18 protein-coding genes are annotated in these 23,942 nt (G+C 52.4%); all 18 read left to right on the forward strand.

Translation table 11 applies throughout. The features are described 5' to 3' along the window. The first annotated feature begins 154 nt into the window (after positions 1–154). On the forward strand, positions 155–1,699 hold the full coding sequence (gene mobQ, locus BLT02_RS09440) for a MobQ family relaxase (protein WP_092994298.1): 1,545 nt from the start codon (positions 155–157) through the stop codon (positions 1,697–1,699). After that, positions 1,599–2,414, forward strand: a complete 816-nt coding sequence (locus BLT02_RS09445) for a DUF6040 family protein (RefSeq protein ID WP_139187515.1) — start codon at positions 1,599–1,601, stop codon at positions 2,412–2,414. Before mobQ ends, BLT02_RS09445 begins: the two co-directional genes overlap by 101 nt. 828 nt (positions 2,415–3,242) lie before the next feature. Continuing rightward, on the forward strand, positions 3,243–4,742 hold the full coding sequence (locus tag BLT02_RS09450) for a DUF2812 domain-containing protein (RefSeq protein ID WP_092994305.1): 1,500 nt from the start codon (positions 3,243–3,245) through the stop codon (positions 4,740–4,742). 32 nt (positions 4,743–4,774) lie between these two features. Then, complete coding sequence (locus BLT02_RS09455) at positions 4,775–5,086, forward strand: PadR family transcriptional regulator (RefSeq protein ID WP_092994308.1); 312 nt, start codon at positions 4,775–4,777, stop codon at positions 5,084–5,086. Positions 5,087–5,250: 164 nt separating this feature from the next. Continuing rightward, on the forward strand, positions 5,251–5,439 hold the full coding sequence (locus BLT02_RS09460; RefSeq protein WP_092994312.1) for a hypothetical protein: 189 nt from the start codon (positions 5,251–5,253) through the stop codon (positions 5,437–5,439). Between the two features lie 273 nt (positions 5,440–5,712). Beyond that, on the forward strand, positions 5,713–5,955 hold the full coding sequence (locus tag BLT02_RS09465) for a hypothetical protein (protein ID WP_092994315.1): 243 nt from the start codon (positions 5,713–5,715) through the stop codon (positions 5,953–5,955). A 32-nt stretch (positions 5,956–5,987) separates the two neighbouring features. Beyond that, entirely contained in the window at positions 5,988–6,320 is a 333-nt protein-coding gene (locus tag BLT02_RS09470) for a nucleotidyltransferase family protein (protein WP_092994318.1), read from the forward strand. Then, complete coding sequence (locus tag BLT02_RS09475; RefSeq protein ID WP_092994321.1) at positions 6,307–6,714, forward strand: HI0074 family nucleotidyltransferase substrate-binding subunit; 408 nt, start codon at positions 6,307–6,309, stop codon at positions 6,712–6,714. The genes BLT02_RS09470 and BLT02_RS09475 overlap by 14 nt, the downstream gene beginning before the upstream one ends. Before the next feature lie 624 nt (positions 6,715–7,338). After that, positions 7,339–9,114, forward strand: a complete 1,776-nt coding sequence (locus tag BLT02_RS09485) for an ammonium transporter (RefSeq protein ID WP_092994327.1) — start codon at positions 7,339–7,341, stop codon at positions 9,112–9,114. A 227-nt stretch (positions 9,115–9,341) separates the two neighbouring features. Beyond that, complete coding sequence (gene nagA / locus BLT02_RS09490; protein ID WP_092994330.1) at positions 9,342–10,505, forward strand: N-acetylglucosamine-6-phosphate deacetylase; 1,164 nt, start codon at positions 9,342–9,344, stop codon at positions 10,503–10,505. After that, positions 10,502–10,678, forward strand: coding sequence for a hypothetical protein (locus BLT02_RS17170; RefSeq protein ID WP_175453763.1), 177 nt, complete (start codon positions 10,502–10,504; stop codon positions 10,676–10,678). Before nagA ends, BLT02_RS17170 begins: the two co-directional genes overlap by 4 nt. 292 nt (positions 10,679–10,970) lie before the next feature. Beyond that, entirely contained in the window at positions 10,971–13,079 is a 2,109-nt protein-coding gene (locus tag BLT02_RS09495; RefSeq protein WP_347474928.1) for a glutamine synthetase III family protein, read from the forward strand. Between the two features lie 107 nt (positions 13,080–13,186). Continuing rightward, the gene (gene gltB, locus BLT02_RS09500) at positions 13,187–17,842 is read left to right on the forward strand and encodes a glutamate synthase large subunit (RefSeq protein ID WP_092994336.1); all 4,656 of its coding nucleotides are present in this window, start codon (positions 13,187–13,189) and stop codon (positions 17,840–17,842) included. 117 nt (positions 17,843–17,959) lie between these two features. Continuing rightward, positions 17,960–19,744, forward strand: coding sequence for a glutamate synthase subunit beta (locus tag BLT02_RS17845; RefSeq protein WP_242869758.1), 1,785 nt, complete (start codon positions 17,960–17,962; stop codon positions 19,742–19,744). A 113-nt stretch (positions 19,745–19,857) separates the two neighbouring features. Beyond that, the gene (locus BLT02_RS09510; protein WP_092994340.1) at positions 19,858–21,201 is read left to right on the forward strand and encodes a glutamine synthetase family protein; all 1,344 of its coding nucleotides are present in this window, start codon (positions 19,858–19,860) and stop codon (positions 21,199–21,201) included. Between the two features lie 9 nt (positions 21,202–21,210). Then, positions 21,211–21,834 (forward strand): ANTAR domain-containing response regulator, encoded by a 624-nt coding sequence (locus BLT02_RS09515; protein ID WP_092994343.1) that lies wholly within the window; start codon positions 21,211–21,213, stop codon positions 21,832–21,834. A gap of 248 nt (positions 21,835–22,082) precedes the next feature. After that, the gene (gene aroD / locus BLT02_RS09520; protein ID WP_092994346.1) at positions 22,083–22,847 is read left to right on the forward strand and encodes a type I 3-dehydroquinate dehydratase; all 765 of its coding nucleotides are present in this window, start codon (positions 22,083–22,085) and stop codon (positions 22,845–22,847) included. A 544-nt stretch (positions 22,848–23,391) separates the two neighbouring features. Then, complete coding sequence (locus BLT02_RS09525; protein ID WP_092994349.1) at positions 23,392–23,682, forward strand: cyclic-phosphate processing receiver domain-containing protein; 291 nt, start codon at positions 23,392–23,394, stop codon at positions 23,680–23,682. The last annotated feature ends 260 nt before the right edge of the window (positions 23,683–23,942 follow it).

Genomic DNA, 23,942 nt, shown 5'->3' on the forward strand with positions numbered 1-23,942 from the left:
GGTCCTGCGCGGACGGCGACAGGTTTCATCTGCATGAAGTGCTGCGGACGGTACAGCCAGGTTTCCCCAGAAAAGTGACCACCTATGCTGCCCTGCGGGGCACCGGCAAGTCAGACGTTTGAGGAAAAACTTGCTGTAGGGAAGGAAGTATGGAATGTCAATTTATCATTGCTCTATAAAGATCATCAGCCGCACCGGCGGAAGATCAGCTGTAGCTTCGGCCGCTTACCGGGCAGGCGAGAAATTATACAATGAAGAGACCGGTCTGACTCATGATTTTACCAGGAAGGGCGGAGTTATTATGAATGAGATTCTGCTCCCTCATAATGCTCCTGTCAGATATAAAAGCAGGGAGACCTTATGGAATGAAGTTCAGACAATTGAGAAGCGGTCGGATGCGCAGTTAGCAAGAGAAGTGGAAGTGGCATTTCCCACAGAACTGGATCGAAATCAGCAGATTGAGTGTGTGCGTGATTATATTCAGGAAAACTTCGTAGGTAGAGGGATGATAGCGGATTGGGCACTTCATGATAAAAACGACGGAAATCCCCATGCGCACATTCTTTTAACAATGCGTGGGTTTGATGAGCATGAACAGTGGCTGAAAAAGCAGAAAACTGTTTTCGCAAATACACGGGATGCTCAGGGAAGACCAATCTATGATCCCAGCCTTCCTGTATATGATCCGAAAGATAAGGAGAATACTTTTCAGTACCGGATTCCGGCGCTCGATCAGGACGGCAGACAGAAAACACGTGTCCGGAAAGGAAAAGGAACAGAGTATCTTTGGGAAAAGATTTCTATTCCGGCCAATGACTGGAATGAGCACTCCATGGCGGAAATATGGCGGGCTTCCTGGGCAGAACACTGCAACAGATATCTTGCAGAAGAGAATCGCATTGATCATCGAAGCTATAAACGACAGGGCCTTGAGATAGAGTCGACGATTCATGAAGGAGTTGCTGCCAGGCAGATGGAAAAGGAGGGGAAATCCTCAGACCGATGCCGGATTAACAGGCAGATTGATGAACGCAATTCTATCCGCCGACAGATGAAAGATTTGGCGATGGAGCTGACCCGATTGATCACAGAAAAGGCAAAGGAGATCTATGGACGATTTAAAGAACTTGGAAGACGTGCTCGAGATGCTGAGGGTGCAGGAACAGATGCAGGAGATCCTGGAGAAACAGCAGGACGAAATCGAGGAATTGCGAATGGAAAACCGGAGCTTGAAAGAACAGCTGGACGAATCTATGAACTCCAACGAGCAGTTGCTGAAGCAGGGGAAGAGATTGAACGAACAGATCGGGAAATTGAAGGAACAGATCAGCGAATTAAAGAATTAAAGCAGCTTATTGCTGAAAGAGAGGCGGAACGTGATGAAAGGCTTGAACGACTCAAAAACCGACGAGCTTCTTACCTTGTTGGAGGAGCAGCAGGAAGAAAACGAGACGCTTCAGGCTCAAATCCTGGAAGCCCGGCAGACGGTATCGCTGCTCTCCTCGCAGAACTCGATCTTAAGGAACGAGCTTCGGAAGAAAAGCGAAACCATCGTGTCACTGAACGAACAGATCGGGAAACTGAGCGAGAGCGATCTCGTGCTGAAGCGGAACGAAATACTCAAGAGGCAGATCATAGAATCCAGGGAAAGCGTACAGAGCGTAAGACGAGAAGCAGAAATCGCGGTTTCGACCGCTGAAAAGAAAGCAGAGTCTGCGATACGGGAGGCGAGGAGAGAATACACACAGCGGAAGGAAACTCTGAAAATCCTGGAAGTTGAACTGGGAGAACGGGAAACTGCTGTTTCAGGCAGAGAGAAAATGTTGGAGAAAGAAGTGGAACGGCGCTCAAAGCAGATCATAAGGGATAAGCTGCAAACCTTCGAGACGCATTATCGCAGGATGAGGAGAGGTTATTCCGCATTTGTGTTCTTTACGCTGTCCTTTGCGACAGTCATGACAATGATTACAGCTTACAGAACCGAAGTCTTCATGCAGGATTTAGAGGAGTTTTTCCATATGAACGGACAGGTGATCGAGTGGATATGGGTTCGAATCGGCAATATTGCCTCAAGTGTATCTAGCCTGGGGCAGATCATTCCTCAGGATGAACTCGCCCGGGTTATTCAGGGAATCCTGTGGGTGATTATTGTGTTCCTGCTTATAGGGATAATAGACATACCTCTGCTCTTATGCCTTGGAACAATAATCAAATACGTCCAAAAGGGGCAGGCTGATGAAATATCTGTTTTCGTTGTGTTGGTGGAACTGGCTTTCACGTTTTCTTTTGCAGATGAAATCAAGGATCTGTGTAAAATGAACCTATTGCTAATTGTATTCCTGGTGTTCGTAGTATATAGGGTGATTCGTATCTCGATGATGAAAAAGATGTCGAATGAGGATATAATCAGATAGGTAGAACAGGACAGACTTGATCACCGTTAAATCAATTTGACGAACAATTATCTGGATGGTAATATAAAAGCAGAAAAAGTGCTGCCGATAGACGGCCAGCCCGAATTATAAGTTAGTCACAGAATGACCGCCTCACTTTTGCAGAGCTTGGGCGGTCATTTCTGTGTCTTCGATTCAGAATTACTTCTTCCTCTATCTTTGCCGATGGCAAAAGACTAAAGTCTTTACGAGGCTGAACGCACCCAGCACAAGGCTGAGGATACCTACCAGTCCTTCAAGTGTCAACATAGCTCAGCCCTCCTTTCTAAGGATTCCTTTCCTCGGTTTTCCATTTTTCACGGTTTCCCGTTCGATTTGGTCTTCCGGATCCGGTTATCTGATCGGAGGGTCACAGGTCTTCGTTCCACTACGGTCGGCGCTGAACGGACGTCCCCTGGACGTCCAGCGCCCCTCCGTATTACCTTTTCAGGCCTTCGTGAGGGCTGATAACCGCCTACCGTATATGGCAGCACGTAAACTATTATAGCAGAAAAGAGCACCTTGTAGAAGATGAATTGTTTCGTCAAAATGTGATTAGCCAATTCGACACGGAAGTGTCTGTATGTCAGATATAACGGTCGCATAACCGATGTATAGGAGATGAGAATTGCATTGGGCTTTAGATAAAATATAGAGATTTTGCAGTCAGGCAATCCCTGTTTTTTATGAGATATAAAAGCAGGGATAGAGATAAAGCCATTATCCAAGTAACACCAGTTGACTATATCGAGTATCGATGTTATATTGTGAATATAGTAATATCGACACACGATATGTAGGAGGCTGATCGTGAAAAGAAAATGGGTTCCTGTATCCTTTAACTATCTTCAGTGTGACGAAATGGCGGACTGGCTGGGAAAGATGGCAGGAAGAGGATGGAACTTCCGCCGGTTTTGTTTTGGATTTTTATTTGATGCTTGTGAGCCGGAGGAGCAGGTGTATGATGTGCAGGTCTTTTTAAAGAACACGGAAAACGATCTGGCACCGACGGAAGATACGCTTGATTTTGCCTCTTATTGTGAGGCTGCAGGCTGGGAACTTGTCGATTCCCGAGGGCGGTTTGTAGTGTTTCGGAGGATCCGGGAGGACGCCGTTCCGATTCTGACACCGCAGGAGCGTCTGGAAACATCATTTGGCGCTCAGAAGATCTCAGCTGTAACAGGTTTCATTGTTTCCTTGCTGATCCTTCTGATCTCTTGGGGCTATATACTGCTGCTTGACTTTCGCCTCTCCCATTCTGCAGTGAATGTCTTCAATCCCATCTTTTTCGCTGTTGGAGTAATGTACTTTTTACTCCTTTTGGAGCAGGCTTTTTATCTCTTGTATACATATATCTGGCATAAGCGTAAAAAACAGGAGATTGGGCAGACAGGTCAGCTGAACTGCAGGATTGGACGTATGGGAAAAATCTTGCATAGGATTCTTCTTTGTGCCTGGACAGCTCTGGTTATCTGGCTCGCGGTTTTCCTTATTTCGAACCTGGTGCAGAGACATCCATCAGGATGGCAGAGCATACACTTTGGCATTGCCTGGCTTCCCCTGTTTGCTATATATGGCGTGAAATTCTATAATCAGCTTGGGCGTCCAACTCGCGAAACGAGACAGCGCCGGATCATTCTGGCAGGTCTGTTCTGCTTTTTTGCAGTGTGGTTTTTTTCCATGATTCAAAGTGTCTATGGGAAAGAAGATGACAGCCTGCCAAAGCCCATTCAAGAGATTTCCCCGCCTATTGCAGTCACAGATCTTATAGAAATCCGGGATGAGCGTGATACAGAGAGCTTTTCGACATTCTTCAGGCACAACGTCCTTGGAACTGTCATCCGTTATGAGATTGACTGCCCAACTCCGGGATTTGAGGAAGCATTACAGGCATGGGAAGAAGAAATGAATAGACCCGGCAGGACCTGGACAGATGAGGAACTTACAGAATGGGAGAATCATCCGCCTGTTGATGAAGACGGAGTATTTCTGGAATACGAGCTCTGCAAAACCCCCTACAGAGTCGTTGCTGATTTCGTCTGGAATAGACTTGTTTCCAGTGCGAAAAGGACTTCAGAAGCGGATGCTGAAGGAATCCGGGACGTGACAGTTGAATGGAATGCAGATCAGGCCATCTATCTTGAGGCAGGCAATGCAGAAGGGGGATTGTATTTTGTTCGCTATATTCTTCCCGCACAGGAACATGAATCTGAAAAAACAGCAATCCTTGTGATTGGATTTAAACAAGGAATAACAGAGACGTTGAACCAAACACAAATCGCAACATTCCGGGAGAAGCTGGGATTGTGATCAGTCCTTTATGTTAAGAGAGGAGAAATTCTGTGGCTAGAGAACAGTTTCAGACTCTGTCGGAGCCAATGTATTATATTCTCCTTGCACTTGTACAGGAATGCTGTGGTGTGGACATCATGGCGTGCGTGAAGGAAATTTCACAGGGGCGGGTTATTGTCGGCCCCGGAACTCTCTATGCCATGCTTCCTAAGTTTGAGGGGAGTGGGATAATCAGGAAGACACGTCAGGAGGGTCGGCAGAAATGGTATGTTATTACAGAAAAAGGTCGGTGGATGTTGGAAGAGGAATATACGAGGCTATCCAGAATGATGGAGGATGGAAGGAATATTCTTCGAGGATAAGCATAAATAGCAGTGACGATGCATTTGGGATTTCCGTTCAGGCTGTTCTTTCGAACCTGGTTAATTGCGCGGAGAACCACAGGTCCTATGTAGTACAGTGAAAGTGTGCATGTCTACATTTCGTCTACAAAAAACTCGAAAAAGATCCGGACCAGACGGAATAGATGGAAAAACCATACCGGATAGAGGATGAAAAAGACCTTGCGGACACAAGATATAGATGGCAGTATAGAGCTGGAATGACCGTGAAGCACATAAGCCAGGCGAAGATAAAGAAAGCAGTCCGGCGGGAGCGTACTCTCGCAAAGACTGCTTTCATCTTTTTATTGTCTGTTTATTATGTTTGGGGGTGAGGCAGGCTGTACGGTGTGATGGTATGATTGTTTTTGACCATTTCCCGGAAATCATTTCTGTCTTGATACTTTTTTCTTAATTGCGTACTATTAAAGAAATAGAATACAGCACTTGCAGATATCTATCTTAGAATGGCGTAATGTACCCATAACCGTGGATACGGAATTTTGAACAGGTGAAGCACTTTGCACTCTCTAATGATTTCCTGCCACAATGCAGGATTATATGAACGCAATTCTGCTTTACGCGGGTCAGGAAGGAGGCGAGAACATATGTCTGATAAAAGGCTGAACAATACCATCTTCCTCATGTTTCTTGCTACAGAAAAATATAAACGTGCGCATGTGCTGTCAAACAAGGATTTTCTTAAGCTGGACAAAGAGTTTGCAATTCTCAATTATATTTCGGAATGTCCGGATATGAAACGGATCCTTTTGAACAATCTGGAGCCCGGGAATCTTGGAATTCAGTATTACCTTGGCAGGCAGGAGATTGCTGATAATCCAGCTTATTGAAAAGTAATCGACATATGATCGGGAGTCAGACTATGAGCTTAAGCACAAAATACCCGGCTCGGGCAGACTATCTTTTTAACTCAGGCATCAAACCTGTCGTGCTGGAACAGATTCGTGACCACGCAATAAAGTATGGGATTCAAAAAGTGATTCTTTTCGGATCCCGGGCAAGAGGAATCTTTCACAGGGACAGTGACATTGATCTGGCTGTCTCCGGTGGAAACGCAGATCTTTTCCGGCTTGCGGTGGAAGAGGAGACAGACACACTCCTGACTTATGATGTAGTGGATCTTGATCATACCGCCAGCGCAGAACTCTTGGATATGATCCGGAAAGAGGGTGTGGTTCTCTATGAAGAAGTTTGACAATTATAAAAGAAATCTTGCCGTGCTCAGCCAGGCCGGGGAACAGGATCTGAGCAATGAGTTTATCATTGGAGGCATTATTGATAAATTTTCTCTGCAGTTTGAGCTTGGATGGAAAGTGCTGAAAGAACTGCTGCGTTATGAGGGCGCAGCTGTGGCAGCTACAGGTTCTCCTCGGGAAATCCTGAAAGCTGCTTACAGGTTTTACCCTTGTATGGATGAAAATATCTGGCTGGGTATGCTGGCACAGAGAAATAATATGGCGCATATGTATGACGGCACGGCAGCGGCTGAGCTTGCAGACAGGGTAATCAACGAGTTTATTCCTGCTTTCCAGGAACTTGAGAAGAGCATCGAAGAGAAGTACCGGGATGTTCTTAAAGAACTGGTCTAATGAAAACCTGATAACAATTTAATCGCACTGGTTCGGATAACCCAAAGAAGCCGGAAAAACTCCTGACAACAGGCGGCCGATTAAAAAGGGCAGTCAGCAGAGGTCTTCTTGAGAGGACTTTTGCTGTTTTCATCATTCTTGTTAAATGGCACAAAAAAACTATTCCGAATAATGTATAATTGTATACAATAACGTTTGACTTTCCATGTAAACCGTGTATAATAACAGACATAAAAGCAAAGGCGCTGAGGGATCAATTTCCTGCAGCGCCTTTGCTTTTTATAACACGGCAAGTGTACTATAATTTCCGCCTTGAGAGCGGACACGGACACAGGCCGGTCGGGGGAAAGAGGGCGGCATGGCCGCCACAACCCGGTTAAGACAAGAATCGATCCGCGGCAGAATGCCGGCTTGCCCGGATCGGGATTCTTCGGACAAAGGAGTCCGGACTCGAAATGAGTCCGGACTGTTTTGTTTTCAGGGGGGATTTTCCCGGATTTCTGTACCTGCCCTCGAAAGGGAGTATGGGGAGTATGCAGAAACGACAGTTAATTTCTTTGGTGTAAACGAGTTCGTAAAGAAATCGTATCAGCGACAAAAATGCGAGCGGAAAGTGAGAGAAAAATGAACTTCAATGTATCTACGGTCACATGGGTGCTGATCGCTACAGCACTGATCTATTTCATGCAGGCCGGTTTTGCCCTCTGCGAAGCCGGGCTGACGAGAGCAAAAAACACAGGCAATATCCTGATGAAGAACATGATGGATTTTTGTATCGGGACGCCCTGTTTCTGGCTGGTGGGTTTCGGTCTGATGTTCGGCAGCACAGCCCCTTTCATCGGCAGACTGGATCCCATGATCCGCGGACTCTACGGGGCGGAAAATACAGTTGTACCGCAGGCCATGCCTCTCTGGTGTTTCGTCATCTTCCAGACGGTGTTCTGCGCGACAGCCGCGACGATCGTGTCCGGCTCTATGGCGGAGCGCACTAATTTTAAGGCATACTGCCTGTATTCCGCGGCGATCTCTCTTCTAATCTACCCCATCGGGGGACACTGGGCATGGGGCGGCGGCTGGCTGTCCGGTCTGGGATTCCACGATTTCGCAGGCAGCGCAGTCGTACACAACGTTGGCGGCGTGATCGCATGTCTGGGGGCCTGGATGCTGGGACCCCGTATCGGCAAATATGACCGCGATGGCAAGGCCCGTGCCATTCCCGGCCATAACATGATGGCAGTCGCCCTGGGTGTCTTCATCCTGTGGTTCTGCTGGTTCGGGTTCAACGGCGGTTCGACAGCCTCTATGGCGGACGGCGCGGATGCCTTCCACGCCTCCCTGGCCTTTATGAACACCAACCTCGCGGCGGCGGTCGCCACCGTCGTGGCCATGCTCTTCACCTGGCTGCGCTATGGAAAGCCGGATGTCTCCATGACACTCAATGCCGCGCTGGCCGGTCTGGTCGCCATCACGGCAGGCTGTGACTGCGTGACCCCCTTCGGAGCTTTTGTCATCGGCTTTGCTGCAGGATTCCTGGTTGTTTTCTCTGTTGAGTTTTTTGACAATATCGCAAAGATCGATGATCCGGTCGGCGCGGTCTCCGTCCATATGGTGAACGGAATCTGGGGCACACTGGCTGTCGGCCTCTTCTCCACTGGGGAAGATGATGTGATGAAAGGCCTGTTTTACGGCGGCGGCGCCAGGCTTTTGGGTGTCCAGGCGGTTGGAATCGCGGCCATCGACGTATATGTCCTTGTCGTCATGTTTATCGTATTTAAGCTGATCGATCACTTTGTCGGTCTGCGCGTACCTGCTGCAGTTGAGATCGACGGCCTGGACCAGCATGAGCACGGCCTCACCAGCGCTTATTCCGGCTTTGCGATCAGCGACGTCACCAACATGCTGATGGATGTCAATGAAAATACGGATTTGGGCGAGGAAGACTATGAAAAGGCGACCCCGGAACAGATCCGGGCAGCTGTCAAAGTCCAGGGAGATGCTGCAAATAGTGCAGCGCCCGGTGTGGCGGCCGACATGCTCCCGGATACAGGCATGTACCGTCTCTCCATCATCTGCAGGCTTAACAAATTTGACGAACTTAAGCGGGGACTCAATGAGATCGGCGTGACCGGCATGACTATGACCCAGGTCATGGGCTGCGGCATTCAGAAAGGCTCCACGGAACGATACAGGGGTGCCGTGGTCGATTCCACGCTGCTCCCCAAGGTAAAGGTGGAAGTTGTCGTTGCGAAGATCTCTGTAGACAAAGTCATCGAAGCGGCACGCCGCGTCCTGTACACCGGCCATATCGGGGACGGCAAGATCTTTGTCTACAACGTGCTGCACGTCGTCAAGGTCCGCACCGGAGAAGAAGATTTCGCCGCTCTGCAGGATGTAGAGTGAACAGAAAACCCGTATAAAGCCCGGCCCGGAACAAAGCTGTCATCCTGCATTTACATATTTATGGAACATTTGCCGAAAGTCCCTGAAACGATTGTAAAAATCCCTGTTCAGCGTTAAGATTTTTGTACACGCCCTATCGAGGGCGTGTACAGTTTTTTTTCAAACCCTGTAGATAATTGCGAGGAATCTACCTGATTATAACGCATTAAGTGTGGGAGGAAGAGCACATGATCCTGCAGAGCAGAAGGGTGTGGGTATTGAATGACTGGCTGGAGGCCCAGGTCGAAGTCTCCGCGGAATCCGGGAGGATCGAGGGAATCTGCCCCTATGGGACCTGTGTGCCTGACATGGATTTCGGTGATCTGCGTCTGGTTCCCGGCTTTATTGATGTGCACACTCACGGTGCGTATGGTTTTGATACGAACGACGCGGAGGAGCAGGGCCTGAAGGATTGGCTGGAAAAGGTCGTCGGAGAAGGGGTGACCGGGATCCTCCCCACGACTATCACACAGTCCGAAGAGGTATTGACCGGAGCCCTCCGGAATGTCGCAGAGGTCGCCCGCCAGCAGCGCAGGGATCCGGAGAGTGTGCCGGGAGCACAGATCCTGGGCATCCATTTCGAAGGTCCCTATCTGGACCAGACCTATAAGGGCGCTCAGCCGGAGCAGTTCTGCGTGACCCCGGATGTGGACCAGTTCAAACGCTATCTGGCGGCCTCGGACAGCCTGATCCGGATCGTGACCCTGGCCTGCGAGCACGACGAGGACTATCACCTTACCCGGTTCCTGAGGGAGCACGGGATCGTGCCCTCGCTCGGCCATTCCTCCGCGACCTACGCCCAGGCAGCCATGGCCTTTGCCAATGGCGCCCGCAGCGTGACGCACGTGTACAATGGCATGGCACCCTATCATCACCGGGAACCCGGGCTCCCCGGCGCCGCCTTCTGCTTCCGCAATGTGTTCGGGGAGATCATCTGTGACGGACTCCACTCCACCTGGGGAGCGCTCCGCACCTATTTTACCAATAAGGGGCCGGACTACGGGGTCATGGTCACCGATTCCCTCCGGGTCAAGGGGCTGCCCGCCGGAACCCGCGTCCTGTTCGGCGGAAATCCGATTGAACTCTATGAGGACGGAAGTGCCCATCTCGTGGGCTCCGGAAACCTGGCTGGCTCCACCCTGAGGATGAATGAAGGTCTCCGCAATCTGGTGGAAAAAGCCTGCCTGCCCTGGCAGACCGCCATCAACGCCTGTACGCTCAACCCCGCGCGCCTGATCGGGCTCGAGTCCTCCAAAGGATCTCTTCAGACAGGGAAGGATGCCGATCTTACTGTTTTGCGGGACGACTACTCTGTCGAGGCGGTCTTCGTCGGCGGGAAACGGCGGTTTTGAAAAAAGATACTGAAGAAAAGCAAAGGCACCCCGAAATGTCTACCGGTGAAACAAATAATCAACTTGCTGTTTGCCTGGTTCATGACATGGCAGGTGAAAACAGGGTTGTTGAAAATCGTATAATCGTATACAAATATACTATTGACATGCTTCTCAGGACGTGTATAATATGACTTAAATTTGATCGACCGGAAACGGGAGATCAAAAAATAAGATATTGATCTATAGATTTCGAAGCAAAGGCGCTCGAAGAAACGGCTCAGGCTGTTTTCTCCGGCGCCTTTTCCTTATGTGTACACAACAGACGGCTTCGCCCGGATCAACCCTTTCAATCTTGTACCTGCGATCAAGTACTTTCGATTTACACGCAGCCGGAACTATCGATCAGATACTTTCGGTTAAGCCACTATCGATTTATGTACTGTCGATTAAGTACTCTCGATGATGTATTTGGAGGTTATTATGATGGAATCGAATGTGAAAATCCCCGAGATCTTTGGCGAGATGGTGTTCAATGACAAGGTGATGCGCGAGCGTCTGCCCAAGGATGTCTACAAGGCAGTCCGCAAGACCAGCAGGAACGGCACCCATCTGGAACTGGACGTGGCCAATACGGTCGCGGCGGCTATGAAGGAGTGGGCGCTGGAAAAGGGCGCGACGCATTTTACACACTGGTTCCAGCCCATGACCGGCCTGACGGCGGAAAAACATGACGGCTTCATCTCCCCGACCTCCGACGGCGGCGTGATCATGGAGTTCTCCGGCAAGGAGCTGGTCAAGGGTGAGCCCGATGCCTCCAGTTTTCCGTCCGGCGGTCTGCGCGCAACTTTTGAAGCTCGCGGCTATACAGCCTGGGATCCCAGCTCACCCGCTTTTGTCAAGGACGGATCCCTCTACATTCCTACAGCCTTCTGCTCCTACGGCGGCGAGGCTCTGGACAAAAAGACCCCCCTCCTGCGCTCCATGGAGGCGCTCTCTGATGCGGCCGTCAAGGTTTTGCACCTTCTGGGAGATACCGATGTCAACCATGTAGATACGACTGTAGGTTCCGAGCAGGAATACTTCCTGATCGACAAGGAACTCTACAAAAAGAGAAAGGATCTTCTCCTCACCGGCCGTACCCTCATGGGCGCCTCGGCGCCCAAAGGGCAGGAGATGGAGGACCATTACTTCGGCGTCCTCAAGCCCAAGGTATCCGAGTATATGCATGCCCTTGACCGCGAGCTCTGGGAACTGGGCGTACCGACCAAGACCAAGCACAACGAGGTCGCCCCCTCCCAGCATGAACTGGCGCCGGTCTTCGAGACCGCCAACATCGCCGTCGACCACAACCAGCTGACCATGGAGGTCATGAAGAAAGTCGCCGACCGCTTCGGCTATGCCTGCCTCCTGCATGAAAAACCTTTTGAGGGGATCAACGGATCCGGCAAACACAACAACTGGTCCATCAGTACCGATACAGGAGAAAACCTTCTGGATCCCGGGAAGACCCCGGCGGAAAACCAGCAGTTCCTCATTTTCCTCCTGGCCGTGATCGCGGCCGTGGATGAATACCAGGAAATCCTCCGGATCTCCGTCGCCACCGCGGGCAACGACCACCGCCTGGGCGGTAACGAAGCGCCGCCCGCCATCATCTCCATTTTTGTGGGCGACGAGCTGGACAAGGTTCTCCAGTCCATCGAGGACGACTCAGTATTTTCCGGAGCCGGCAGACAGCAGATGGGCATGGGCGCCCATGTCCTGCCCCACATTATCAGGGACACGACAGACCGCAACAGGACCTCACCCTTTGCCTTTACCGGTAACAAGTTCGAGTTCCGCATGCCGGGCAGTGCCCTCTCAGTGGCAAACCCCAACATCGTACTCAACACTGCTGTAGCTGAAGTCCTGACACAGATTTATGACAGGCTCAAAGATGTTCCTGCCGCAGATCTGGATACTGCCATCCACGCCTTGCTCAAGGATCTGCTGGCGCAGCACAAGCGGGTTCTCTTTAACGGAAACGGTTATACTGACGAGTGGGTCGAGGAGGCACACCGCCGCGGTCTCGCGGATCTTAAGTCTCTCCCGGACGCCATGCCCCACTTCATTACGGATAAGAGCATCGAGCTCTTTACAAAGCACAGCATTTTCACAAAAGAAGAGATCCTCTCCCGCTATGAGATCCTTCTGGAGAATTATGCAAAGACCATCCACATCGAGTCCCTGACCCTTCAGGAGATGGTCCGCAAGGACTTCACCGCCGGACTGGTCCGCTACATGAAAGATATCACCAACGAGGCTTTAAAGAAAAAGGAACTGCTGCCGGACAGTCTCTGCAGTTACGAGAACCGCATTCTGCAGAAGTTGGATGAGACCAGCGAACAGATCATCACGGCGCTTGATATTCTGGAAGCAGATACTCTGAAAGCCGAGAAGATCGGGGATATCCTCGAGCAGGCTGCCTACTATCAGGAGACTATCCTTTCCGAGATGGAGACACTCCGCAGCTGGACCGACCAGGCCGAGGCCATTATTCCGGACGAATATCTGCCCTATCCGACCTATGAGCAGATGCTGTTCTCACTGAGATAAATCGCAGACGCGGTATACGCGTTAAAAAAAAGAGAGGCAGTCCCGAAGCAGCCGCAAGGCTGAGTCAGTCAGACCCCTGGGGCTGTGCCGGCATAGGAGAAAAGAAAATGTACCCTTTGATGGAACATGATGCCTGCGGCATCGGCAGTATCGTGAATATCGACGGGCGCCAGGACCGCCGGGTGGTGGATGACGCCCTGCACATCGTGGAGAAGCTGGAGCACCGCGCCGGCAAGGACGCCACCGGAGAAGTGGGCGACGGCGTGGGGATCCTCACGCAGATCCCGCACGGTTTTTTCACAAAGGCGGCTCAGGAAGCAGGGATCACGCTGCGTGTTTCCGGGGAAACCGGACAGTTTCCCCAGGAGAGTATAGCCAGAGAGAGCGCAGGCTGCCAGGCAGGCGACTATGGAATCGGCATGTTTTTCCTGCCTCAGGATAAGCTGAAGAGGACCTTTGCCATCCGCATGTTCGAGGTGATCGCCCAGAAAGAGGGTCTGGAGATCCTGGGCTGGCGGGATGTGCCGGTGCGGGAACAGATTCTGGGAAAGGCGGCAGTCGACTGCATGCCCTGTATCCGCCAGTGCTTCCTGGCCCGGCCTGTGGATGTGGAGCGGGGGATCGCTTTCGACAGAAAGCTCTATGTGGTCCGCAGGGAGTTCGAGCAGTCCTCCGAGGACACCTACATCTGCTCCCTTTCGTCACGGACGATAGTATACAAGGGTATGTTCCTGGTCGGCCAGCTGCGGCGCTTCTACGACGACCTGCAGTCTCCTGATTACGTGTCCGCGATCGCCATTGTGCACTCGCGTTTTTCCACAAACACGACCCCGTCCTGGCACAGGGCCCACCCTTACCGCATGATCGCCCACAACGGTGAGATCAATACCATCCGCGGCAACATCGACAGGATGCTGGCCCGGGAGGAGACCATGACCAGCCCTGTTATGCAGGAGGATATCGACAAGATCTTCCCCGTCGTAGACCGGAGCGGTTCTGACTCCGCCATGCTGGACAATACCCTGGAATTCCTCTACATGAACGGCGTGCCCCTGGCCCTGGCCATGATGGTCATCATCCCCGAGCCCTGGAAGCACAACACCTTCATGAGCGAGGATAAGCGGGATTTTTATCACTATTACGCCACCATGATGGAGCCCTGGGACGGACCGGCCGCGATCCTTTTTACAGACGGCGAAGTTCTGGGCGCGACCCTGGACCGGAACGGACTTCGGCCCTCCCGCTATTACATCACGGATGACAACCGCCTCATCCTGGCCTCCGAGGTCGGCGTCCTGGATATTCCGGCAGCCCGTATTGTAAAAAAAGCCCGCCTGGAGCCCGGCCGGATCCTGCTGGTCGACACTAAGCAGCAGAGGATCATCTCCGACGAGGAGTGCAAGACCCACTATGCCCACAGGAGGCCCTACGGGGAATGGCTGGACAGAAATCTGCTGCATCTGGACCAGCTTCCGATCCCCAATCACAAGATCCCTGTTCACACCCAGGAGGTCCGCGACCGGCTCTACAAGGTGTTCGGCTACACCTACGAGGATGTGAAGGACCAGATCCTTCCCATGGCGGAAAATGCCGTGGAGCCGACTCTTTCCATGGGGCATGACGCGCCTCTGGCCGTCCTCTCCGAGGCCCACCAGCTGCTCTTCAATTATTTTAAACAGCTGTTTGCCCAGGTGACCAATCCGCCCATCGACTCCCTGCGGGAAAAGATCGTGACCGACACGACCGTCTATATCGGCTCGGACGGTGATCTTTTACAGGAAAAAAGCGGCAACTGCACCGTACTGGAGGTCAATCATCCCATCCTGACCGGGGTGGATCTTTTGAAGATCCGGCATCTGGATCAGCCCGGCTTCAAGGCAATGGAGATTTCCCTGCTCTATTATAAAAATACATCTCTGGCCAAAGCGCTGGACCAGCTCAATATCACTATTGACCGGGCAGCGGCAGAGGGCTGCAACATCATCATCCTGACGGACCGGGGCGTGGACGAAAACCACATGCCCATCCCCTCCCTCCTGGCGGTCTCCAGTGTGGAGGAGCACCTGGTGCGGACCAAAAAGCGGACGGCTGTCTCCCTGATCCTGGAGAGCGGCGAGCCCAGGGATGTCCACCAGATCGCCACCCTCCTGGGCTTCGGCGCCCGGGCAATCTGTCCCTACCTGGCCCATGAGTGCATCGGAGAACTGATCGATCTGGGAATTCTGGACAAGGATTATTACACAGCAGTCGAGGACTACAATGCAGCCCTCCTGGGAGGCGTTGTCAAGATCGCGGCCAAGATGGGCATCTCCACCATTCAGTCCTACCAGTCCGCCCGCATTTTCGAGGCCATTGGCCTGGGCAGAGAAGTGATGGATAAGTATTTCACCGGCACAGTCAGCCGTGTCGGCGGGATCGGCATCAGGGAGATCGAGGAGGGCGTGACCTTCCGCCACGACCATGCCTTTGACCCCCTGGGCCTGGAGACTGACACGACCCTGGATTCCGTGGGACTTCATTCCCTGCGCAGGGGCAAGGACAGCGAGGACCACCTCTACAGTCCCGAGACCATCATAGCCCTGCAGCAGGCAGTGCGCACAGATTCCTTTGAGCGGTTTGAGGAATACACAAAATTGGTCGACGACGCCAGGCACCCCCACACCCTGCGCGGCCTTCTGGAGTTTGTGCCTGTGGGACCGCCCGTCCCTATCGAGGAAGTGGAGCCGGTCGAAGAGATCGTCCGCCATTTCAAGACGGGGGCCATGAGCTTCGGATCCCTGTCCAGGGAAGCCCATGAGACCCTTGCCAGGGCCATGAACTCCATCGGCGCCAGGTCCAATACGGGCGAGGGCGGAGAAGACCCCGCCCGCTTCTGCACCGGGGCCAACAGCAAGATCAAGCAGGTGGCCTCCGGCCGTTTCGGCGTCACCAGCGCCTACCTGTGCAGCGCCGAGGAGATCCAGATCAAAATGGCTCAGGGGGCCAAGCCCGGCGAGGGCGGGCATCTGCCTGGCAAGAAGGTCTACCCCTGGGTCGCGGGCACCCGCTTCTCCACCCCCGGTGTGGCCCTGATCTCCCCGCCGCCCCATCACGACATTTACTCCATCGAAGACCTGGCCCAGCTGATCTACGATCTCAAAAACGCCAACCGGGATGCCCGGATCAATGTCAAGCTTGTCTCGGAGGCGGGCGTCGGCACCATCGCTTCGGGTGTCGCCAAGGCAGGAGCCCAGGTCATCCTGATCTCCGGCTATGACGGGGGTACCGGCGCGGCGCCCGGAAGCTCCATCCACAATGCGGGCCTGCCCTGGGAGCTTGGTCTGTCGGAGGCTCACAGATGCCTGGTGGAAAACGGCTTGCGCAGCCGGGTGGTCCTCGAGACGGACGGAAAACTGATGAGCGGCCGCGACGTGGCCATCGCCGCCCTGCTGGGAGCAGAGGAATTCGGTTTCGCGACAGCGCCCCTGGTCTGCATGGGCTGTATGATGATGCGCGTCTGCTCCAAAGACACCTGCCCCGTGGGCATTGCCACCCAGAACGAGAAGCTCCGGGGGCGCTTTAAGGGAAAACCCGAGCACGTGGTCCGCTTCATGGTTTTCATCGCCCGCCAGCTGCGGCAGATCATGGCGGAGCTGGGCTTTACCCGCCTCTCCCAGATGGCCGGCAGGACCGACTGCCTGCGTGTCCGCGAAAACCTCATCACAGACAGGGCGCTGAGCGTCGACATGAGTGCCATCCTGGGCAGAGAACCCCTGCCCCTTGAGCCGCAGATGCCCCTCAAGCCGGAGAGCGGAAAAGGCCATACTGTTTCTATTTATGGCTCTGAAAAGAACCTCTATGATTTCCGGCTTGAGGCCACACCGGATGTCTCTCTCCTGATTCCTGCCTTCGCTGAAGGACTCGCCAAAGGAGATCCCGGCCACCGCGTCGACGGAGAAAAGCCGGGGAGTCTTGAGATCGGACGCTATGAGACTTCCCTGAAAGTCTCCTCCACAGACCGGACATTCGGGACGATCATGGGATCGGAGATCACCAGAAAATTCGGCAACACCCTGGTCGATGACACATTTGTCGTCCACGCCCAGGGCGGCGGCGGCCAGTCCTTCGGCGCTTTCCTGCCCAGAGGCCTCACGATCCGTCTGACGGGAGATGCCAATGACGGCATCGGAAAAGGCCTCTCCGGCGGCAAGATTGTTGTTGTTCCGGATAAAAAGAGTGCCTTCAAGTCCAATGAAAATATCATCGTCGGAAACGTAGCCCTCTACGGTGCGACCGGCGGAAAGGCATATTTTAACGGTATCGCAGGCGAACGCTTCTGCGTCCGCAATTCCGGCGCGGTGGCAGTGGCTGAGGGCTGCGGAGACCACGGACTTGAATACATGACCGGCGGCCGGGCCGTCATCCTGGGCGGAACCGGCAAAAACTTCGCCGCCGGCATGAGCGGGGGCATCGCCTATGTCCTGGACATGGACCACAGCCTCTACCGCAGGATGAACAAGGAAATGGTATCTCTCGAGGAACTGACCGAAAAATACGATATCACAGAGCTCAGGGAGATTCTGGAGGACTATGCCTATGAGACCGGATCCGTCCTTGCGGATACCATCCTCGGAAAATACGACGAATACATCCCCTATTTTAAAAAGATCGTGCCGAAAGACTATCAGCGCATGCTGACAGCCATCAGCCGTTTCGAAGAGCAGGGCATTCCCTACGACAAAGCCGTCCTGGAGGCCTTCCGGGAAGTCAGCGCCGGGGAATAAACAAATGGCCGGGGAATAAACAAATGTAGACTCTGCAGGTGGGCGCCTGAGACTTATGCCCGTGTAGAAACAACCAGGTCATTCCGTTTGTGTGGGATAGGATTGGAGAGAATTGTTATGGGAAAAGCGACAGGTTTTCTGGAATATGCAAGAAAGGAAAATACCGACAGGGATCCCCGGGACCGGATCAATGACTACGAAGAACTCCATCTGCCTCTGGATCCGCAGGCGCGCAGGGAGCAGGGCGCGCGGTGCATGAACTGCGGTGTGCCCATGTGCCAGAGCGCCATCCGTCTCAAAGGAATGGTGACCGGCTGTCCCCTGCACAACCTGATCCCGGAGTGGAACGACCAGATCTACGCAGGACACGAGAGACACGCCCTTTCCCGCCTGCTCAAGACCAGCAATTTTCCGGAGTTTACCGGGCGCGTCTGCCCCGCCCTCTGTGAAAAGGCCTGCATCAACGGGATGGACGGACAGCCTGTGACCGTGCACGACAACGAACTCTATATTATTGAAACTGCCTATGCCAACGGCTGGATGAAACCTCGCGTCCCCGCCCTTCGAAGCGGCAAAAAGGTCGCTGTCATAGGCAGCGGCCCCTCCGGCCTGGCGGCGGCGGACCAGCTCAACCACCGTGGTCATCTGGTGACTGTATTTGAGCGCGAGGACCGGATCGGAGGCCTGCTCATGTACGGGATCCCCAATATGAAACTCGACAAGAGTGTCATCGAGCGCCGGAAAAAACTCATGGAGGCCGAGGGCGTCATTTTTCGCACCGGCGTCAACGTGGATGAAACCAATGCGAAGCAGATCATGGAGGACTACGATGCCGTCATCCTGGCCTGCGGTGCCAAACAGCCCAGAGACCTGCAGGCCGCCATCACAGGATCCCCATCCGGCGGTAAAAAGAAGAGCGCAGCCGGCACACCCTCTTCGTCCGATCCGGCAGACAAAGCACTAAATGGACCTGCAGCCGAATCAACAAACGATTCCGCAGCCAAAGCACTAAATGGACCAGCAAGTGAATCGGCAAACGATTCCGCAGTCAGAACGGAACATGATCCTGCAAAAGAAGAGACAGCAAAATCATTAGTACTATTAGAATCCTCAAAAAACGAAACTTCAAATAACGAAACTTCAAAAAAAGAATTATCAAAAAAAGAATTATCAAAAAAAGACCATACCCATAATGAACAGCTTCCGCAGTCTGTTTCGGAAGTGGAAGGCGTCTTTTTTGCAGTGGATTATCTGACTGAGTGCACCAGAGCCCTGCTTTCAGGCACTCCCGACACCAGGGCAGAGGGAAAGCATGTCGTCATCGTGGGCGGCGGAGACACCGGCAACGACTGCATCGGTACAGTGCTGCGTCAGAAATGTAAAAGTGTCACCGCCATCGAGATGATGCCTGCGCCCCCGGTCCTGCGCGCTGATTCAAACCCCTGGCCTGAATGGCCTAAAACCCTCAAGACCGATTATGGCCACGAGGAAGCCATAACCCGCTACGGCGTCGATCCCCGGATCTTCAGGACAACAGTGAAGGAACTGATCATGGAAAAAGGCGTTCTGAAGAAAATCTGCACCGTCCAGGTAGAGTTCAAAGATGGAAAGCTTTGCGAGATCCATGGGACCCAGAAAACCCTCCCCTGCAATCTGTTGCTGATCGCAGCGGGCTTTACAGGCTGCCAGCCCTATACAGCCAGGGCTTTCGGCGTACAGCTGTCACCCCGCGGCACGGTTCAGACCCAGGAAGGTCCCGACCACTACAAAACAAATATCCCGGGCGTTTTTACCGCCGGCGATATGCACCGCGGCCAGTCCCTTGTCGTCTGGAACGTTGTCGAAGGCCGAGGCTGTGCCCGCGAAGTGGATGAGTACCTGATGGGCTACACTATGCTGTAAAAGGGCACCGGATACATGTAAAAAATGATTGAACCCCGGGACGATTCGTTTTATATTGGAAAAGCTGCCGATACAGTTTTTTTACAGGAGAGGAGGAGGTCAGAGCCACAGATATGCAAGGATATGAAGAATTGATGCAGTCCATAGAGGAAGAGAATGTGGAGTTTATCCGCCTGACTTTTTTTGATGTGTTCGGACATCAGAAAAATATAGCCCTGATGAGCGGGGAACTGGAAAGAGCTGTGCGCTGGGGCGTTTCTATTGACGGCTCAGCAATCGATGGATTTGACACGGATGTGCGCAGCGACCTGTTTCTGAAGCCCGATCTGTCCACCATATCGATCGTGCCCTGGCGGCCTTCAGTGGGCCGTGTGTGCAGGATCTTCTGTGATGTGACCTGGCCCGACGGGACTCCTTTTGAAGGGGATACCAGGTACATCCTGCGCCAGGCTGTGCGGGCGGCGGCAAAACGCGGAATAGAAGTCAAGTTCGGTTCCGAGATGGAATTTTATGTTTTCCGCAGGGACGAAAAGGGACAGCCTACTACGACCCCCATCGACAGGGCGGGATACATGGATGTTGAACCTCTGGACGGCGGAGAAAACCTGCGCCGCGATATCTGCTTCGCCCTGAAGGAAATGGGCATCACACCCGAGTCCTCCCATCATGAGCGGGGACCCGGGCAGATGGAGATCGATTTCCGCTACAGCGACCCCATCACTGCTGCTGACAACACTTCGACGGTCCGCTGGGCAGTCCGGAATATCTGCGCGGCAGACGGTTACTTTGCGGATTTTTCTCCCAAGCCCCTGCCCAATGAACCCGGAAACGGAATGCACCTCAATATTTCCGTACACAGTGAAAATAATTCCGCACACGGTGAAAATAAAACCGCACACGGTGAAAATAAAACCGCACACGATGAGAATAATATCGCACACGGAGAAAAAGACACAGTAGACAGCGAAAAAGAAGAGGACTATACCAATGCATTCATGGCAGGGATCATGAAATACATCCGCGGGATCGCCCTCTTTTTGAACCCCTCCCAGCAGTCCTACACCAGGCTGGGCAGGATGGAGGCACCGCGGTATGTCAGCTGGGCAGTCCAGAACCGCAGCCAGCTCATCCGCATTCCTGCAGACCCCTCCGGGCGCAGAAGGATCGAACTCAGATCCCCCGATCCGGCGGCAAATCCCTATCTGGCCTTTGCCCTCCTGATCCGGGCCGGCCTCTACGGCATAGAGCATAACCTGCCTCTGCCGACCCCTATGGACGTCAATCTTTACAAAGCTGATCCCGTATTGATGCGCGGACTTGAACAGCTTCCGGGAAGCCTCCAGGAAGCCGTACAGGTCGCCCGCGCGTGCCCGCTGGTGCAGGAATTCGTACCCCCGGCCTGCCTCGAGGCTTATGCCCGCATAGCGGACCGCGAATACCTGCCTGAATGGAGGTAATGACTGCAGATGAAACAGACAGTTCCACCCTGCAGCATATTGGCTGCAGCAGGAACACAGGAGATGATGAAAGCCATCCTGACGGTTTTGAGGGACCTTCAGACCTCCCTTGCCCACACCGGACTCCAGCTTCGTGTCACCCAGGCCGGGACCATCACGGAGATCAAGCAGCAGATGGCACCTCCAGGCGCCAGAGCCTGCCCGGAACTGCTTCTATTCAGCATGTCTGCCAGGGACACTGCCTGCATTGACGACCTGCTGTTACTGGCCGGCAAAAACCCTCAGCTTCAGACCGTGCTCCTCGTCCGCAGAGAAGTGCAGGCCCAGCTTGCCTACCGCTGTAGAAAATACCAGATTTACGTACTGTCACTGCCTCTCCGCACCCAGATCCTCACGGAAATGCTGCGCATGTGCCTGACCATGCGCAGCCGCCTGATGGAAAAAGAAGAAGAACTGCAGCGCATGCGAAAAAAAACAAACGAGATGAGCATCGTCACCAAAGCCAAATGCCTGCTCATCCAGATGCGGCAGATGACAGAAGAGGAAGCTCATTATTATCTGGAGAAGAGGGCCATGGATGAGGGACTCTCAAAACGCGAAGTAGCCATGGGTATCATCAACATGTATTCCTGACTTAAATATAAGATGAAAGCCTCTCAGACAGAGCCCTCCGGACTCCTTCTGAGAGGCTTTTTTATGAACAGGACAAATCTCACGGTTTTTGTTTTCTCTTTGGCAGTACATGCTTGCTGCGTATTGTAATTGAGCTTATCATTTCAAGATAGTAATTAAGCTTATCAAGACAGTAATTAAGATTGTTATTTAAAGATTGTTGTGTAAAAATTGTAAATAAAAGATTGCAATGATTCAGGGGAGAGGCTATGGCAAAGGTTATCGAAATACGCGGTGTAAAGATCGGGGAAGGCGTTCCGAAGATCATTGTCCCGATCGTTGGAGTGACAAAAGAAGAGATCCTGACGGCAGCGGCTTCTTTTGAGGATGTGCGTCTGGATTTGGTCGAGTGGCGCGTCGACTGGTTTGAGGACGCCTTTGATTTTGCGAAAGTAGAGGATATCCTGAAGGATCTGCGCGCAGCCCTGGGCAATGTCCCGCTCCTGTTCACATTCCGGACGTCCAAAGAGGGCGGCGAGAAAGCTATCGATGCGGCAGACTACGCCCGGCTCAACATCCTGGCGGCCCGGACCGGCCTTGTGGACCTGATCGACGTCGAGGCCTTTACCGGAGATGACATTGTCAAAGAAATCATCGCCGACGCCCATGCAGCGGGCGTTAAGGTCATAGCTTCCAACCATGATTTCAGCAAAACACCCGACAAGGATGATATCATCGGGAGACTCCGCAGGATGCAGGATCTCGGCGCGGACATCCCCAAGATCGCTGTCATGCCGAAATCCAGAAAAGATGTCCTGGTTCTGCTCTCCGCGACCGAAGAAATGGCGGCCAATTATGCGGACCGCCCTATCATTACCATGTCTATGGCGGGTACTGGCCTGATCAGCCGGCTGAGCGGCGAAATCTTCGGCAGCTCCTGCACCTTCGGCGCAGTCGGAAAGACTTCCGCGCCCGGCCAGATGAATGCGGCTGATCTGGACACGATTCTGAATCTGATCCACTACAATCTCTGACAGAGACCCCGGAGGACACATCCGGCACAGCAGGGAAGATGAATCTGACGCAGCAGAAAAGACAGATCCGGTGCAACAAAGAAAGACAGATCTGGCGCGAAGAGACAGGGGACGGTTCCCTGTCCCATTTCTGAAGGGCCCTTTCTGCAGGAGACCAGGAACGGTTCTCTGTTTCCTTTGATTCGTCCCCTGTCTCCTTTCCGCCCTCCTTCGTGAAGGGGTTTTCCTGAGGGGACCCTTCCTGAAGGTCCCGATTTTTACATTAAAAAGATAGTATTATTCCGAAAATCACCGTATTTAGGGCAGGATTGGTCAAAAAAGACCAAAAACCTGCCCTTTTCTTATGTCCCGATATTTATGAAAGCTGTCCTGAATCATATTTTTTAAACCGGCTTCAAATGGTAATATACGCACCAATCAGGAGAAACAACCTGATTCGACAGAAGTGCTGGTGACTTAATCCTGCAAATATGATGTCGTTAAAAATCGTTAGAAAATAGAAGCATAAGCATTAACCGGATAAAAGAAAGAGAGGTGTTTTCGAATGTCGCTTTATATCTATATAGATGATACGAGAAAACCGATTTTTACAGATTGTATCTGGGCTAAGGATTATGAGGGAGCAATTACTGCAGTAGAAAATAACGCAAAAGATAACCACCTTATCATTGACTTTGACCATGACTTAGGAACAGAAAAAACCGGATATGATCTGGCCAAATGGCTGGTAGCCAATCAATATACAGGCGATTTCAGGGTTCACTCCATGTACCCGGTCGGACATAAGAATATCAGTGACCTTTTAAAGCAATACGGTTGGAGAGAATTTTATTAAACTAGAATTTCATTAAGACAGAGTTTCACAAAAACAGAATTCCATTAAAGTAGGATTTCATTAAAATTAAAAATACAGGAAATAATTTTCACAGTCTGTTTACAGTCTACAGTCCCGCTAAGAAGCCGCTGCACTGAGCCACAGGAGCCAGTTCAGCGGCTTTTTTTTTCATATACACTTCCTCGTTGTTATATCGTAATTCCAGCAGTTTACAGTACTAAGAGCATAAACCGATCAGTATCCTGTAGAAACGGTAATAA

The sequence above is a fragment of the Sarcina sp. DSM 11001 genome, assembly GCF_900101015.1.
GTDB lineage: Bacteria > Bacillota > Clostridia > Lachnospirales > Lachnospiraceae > CAG-791.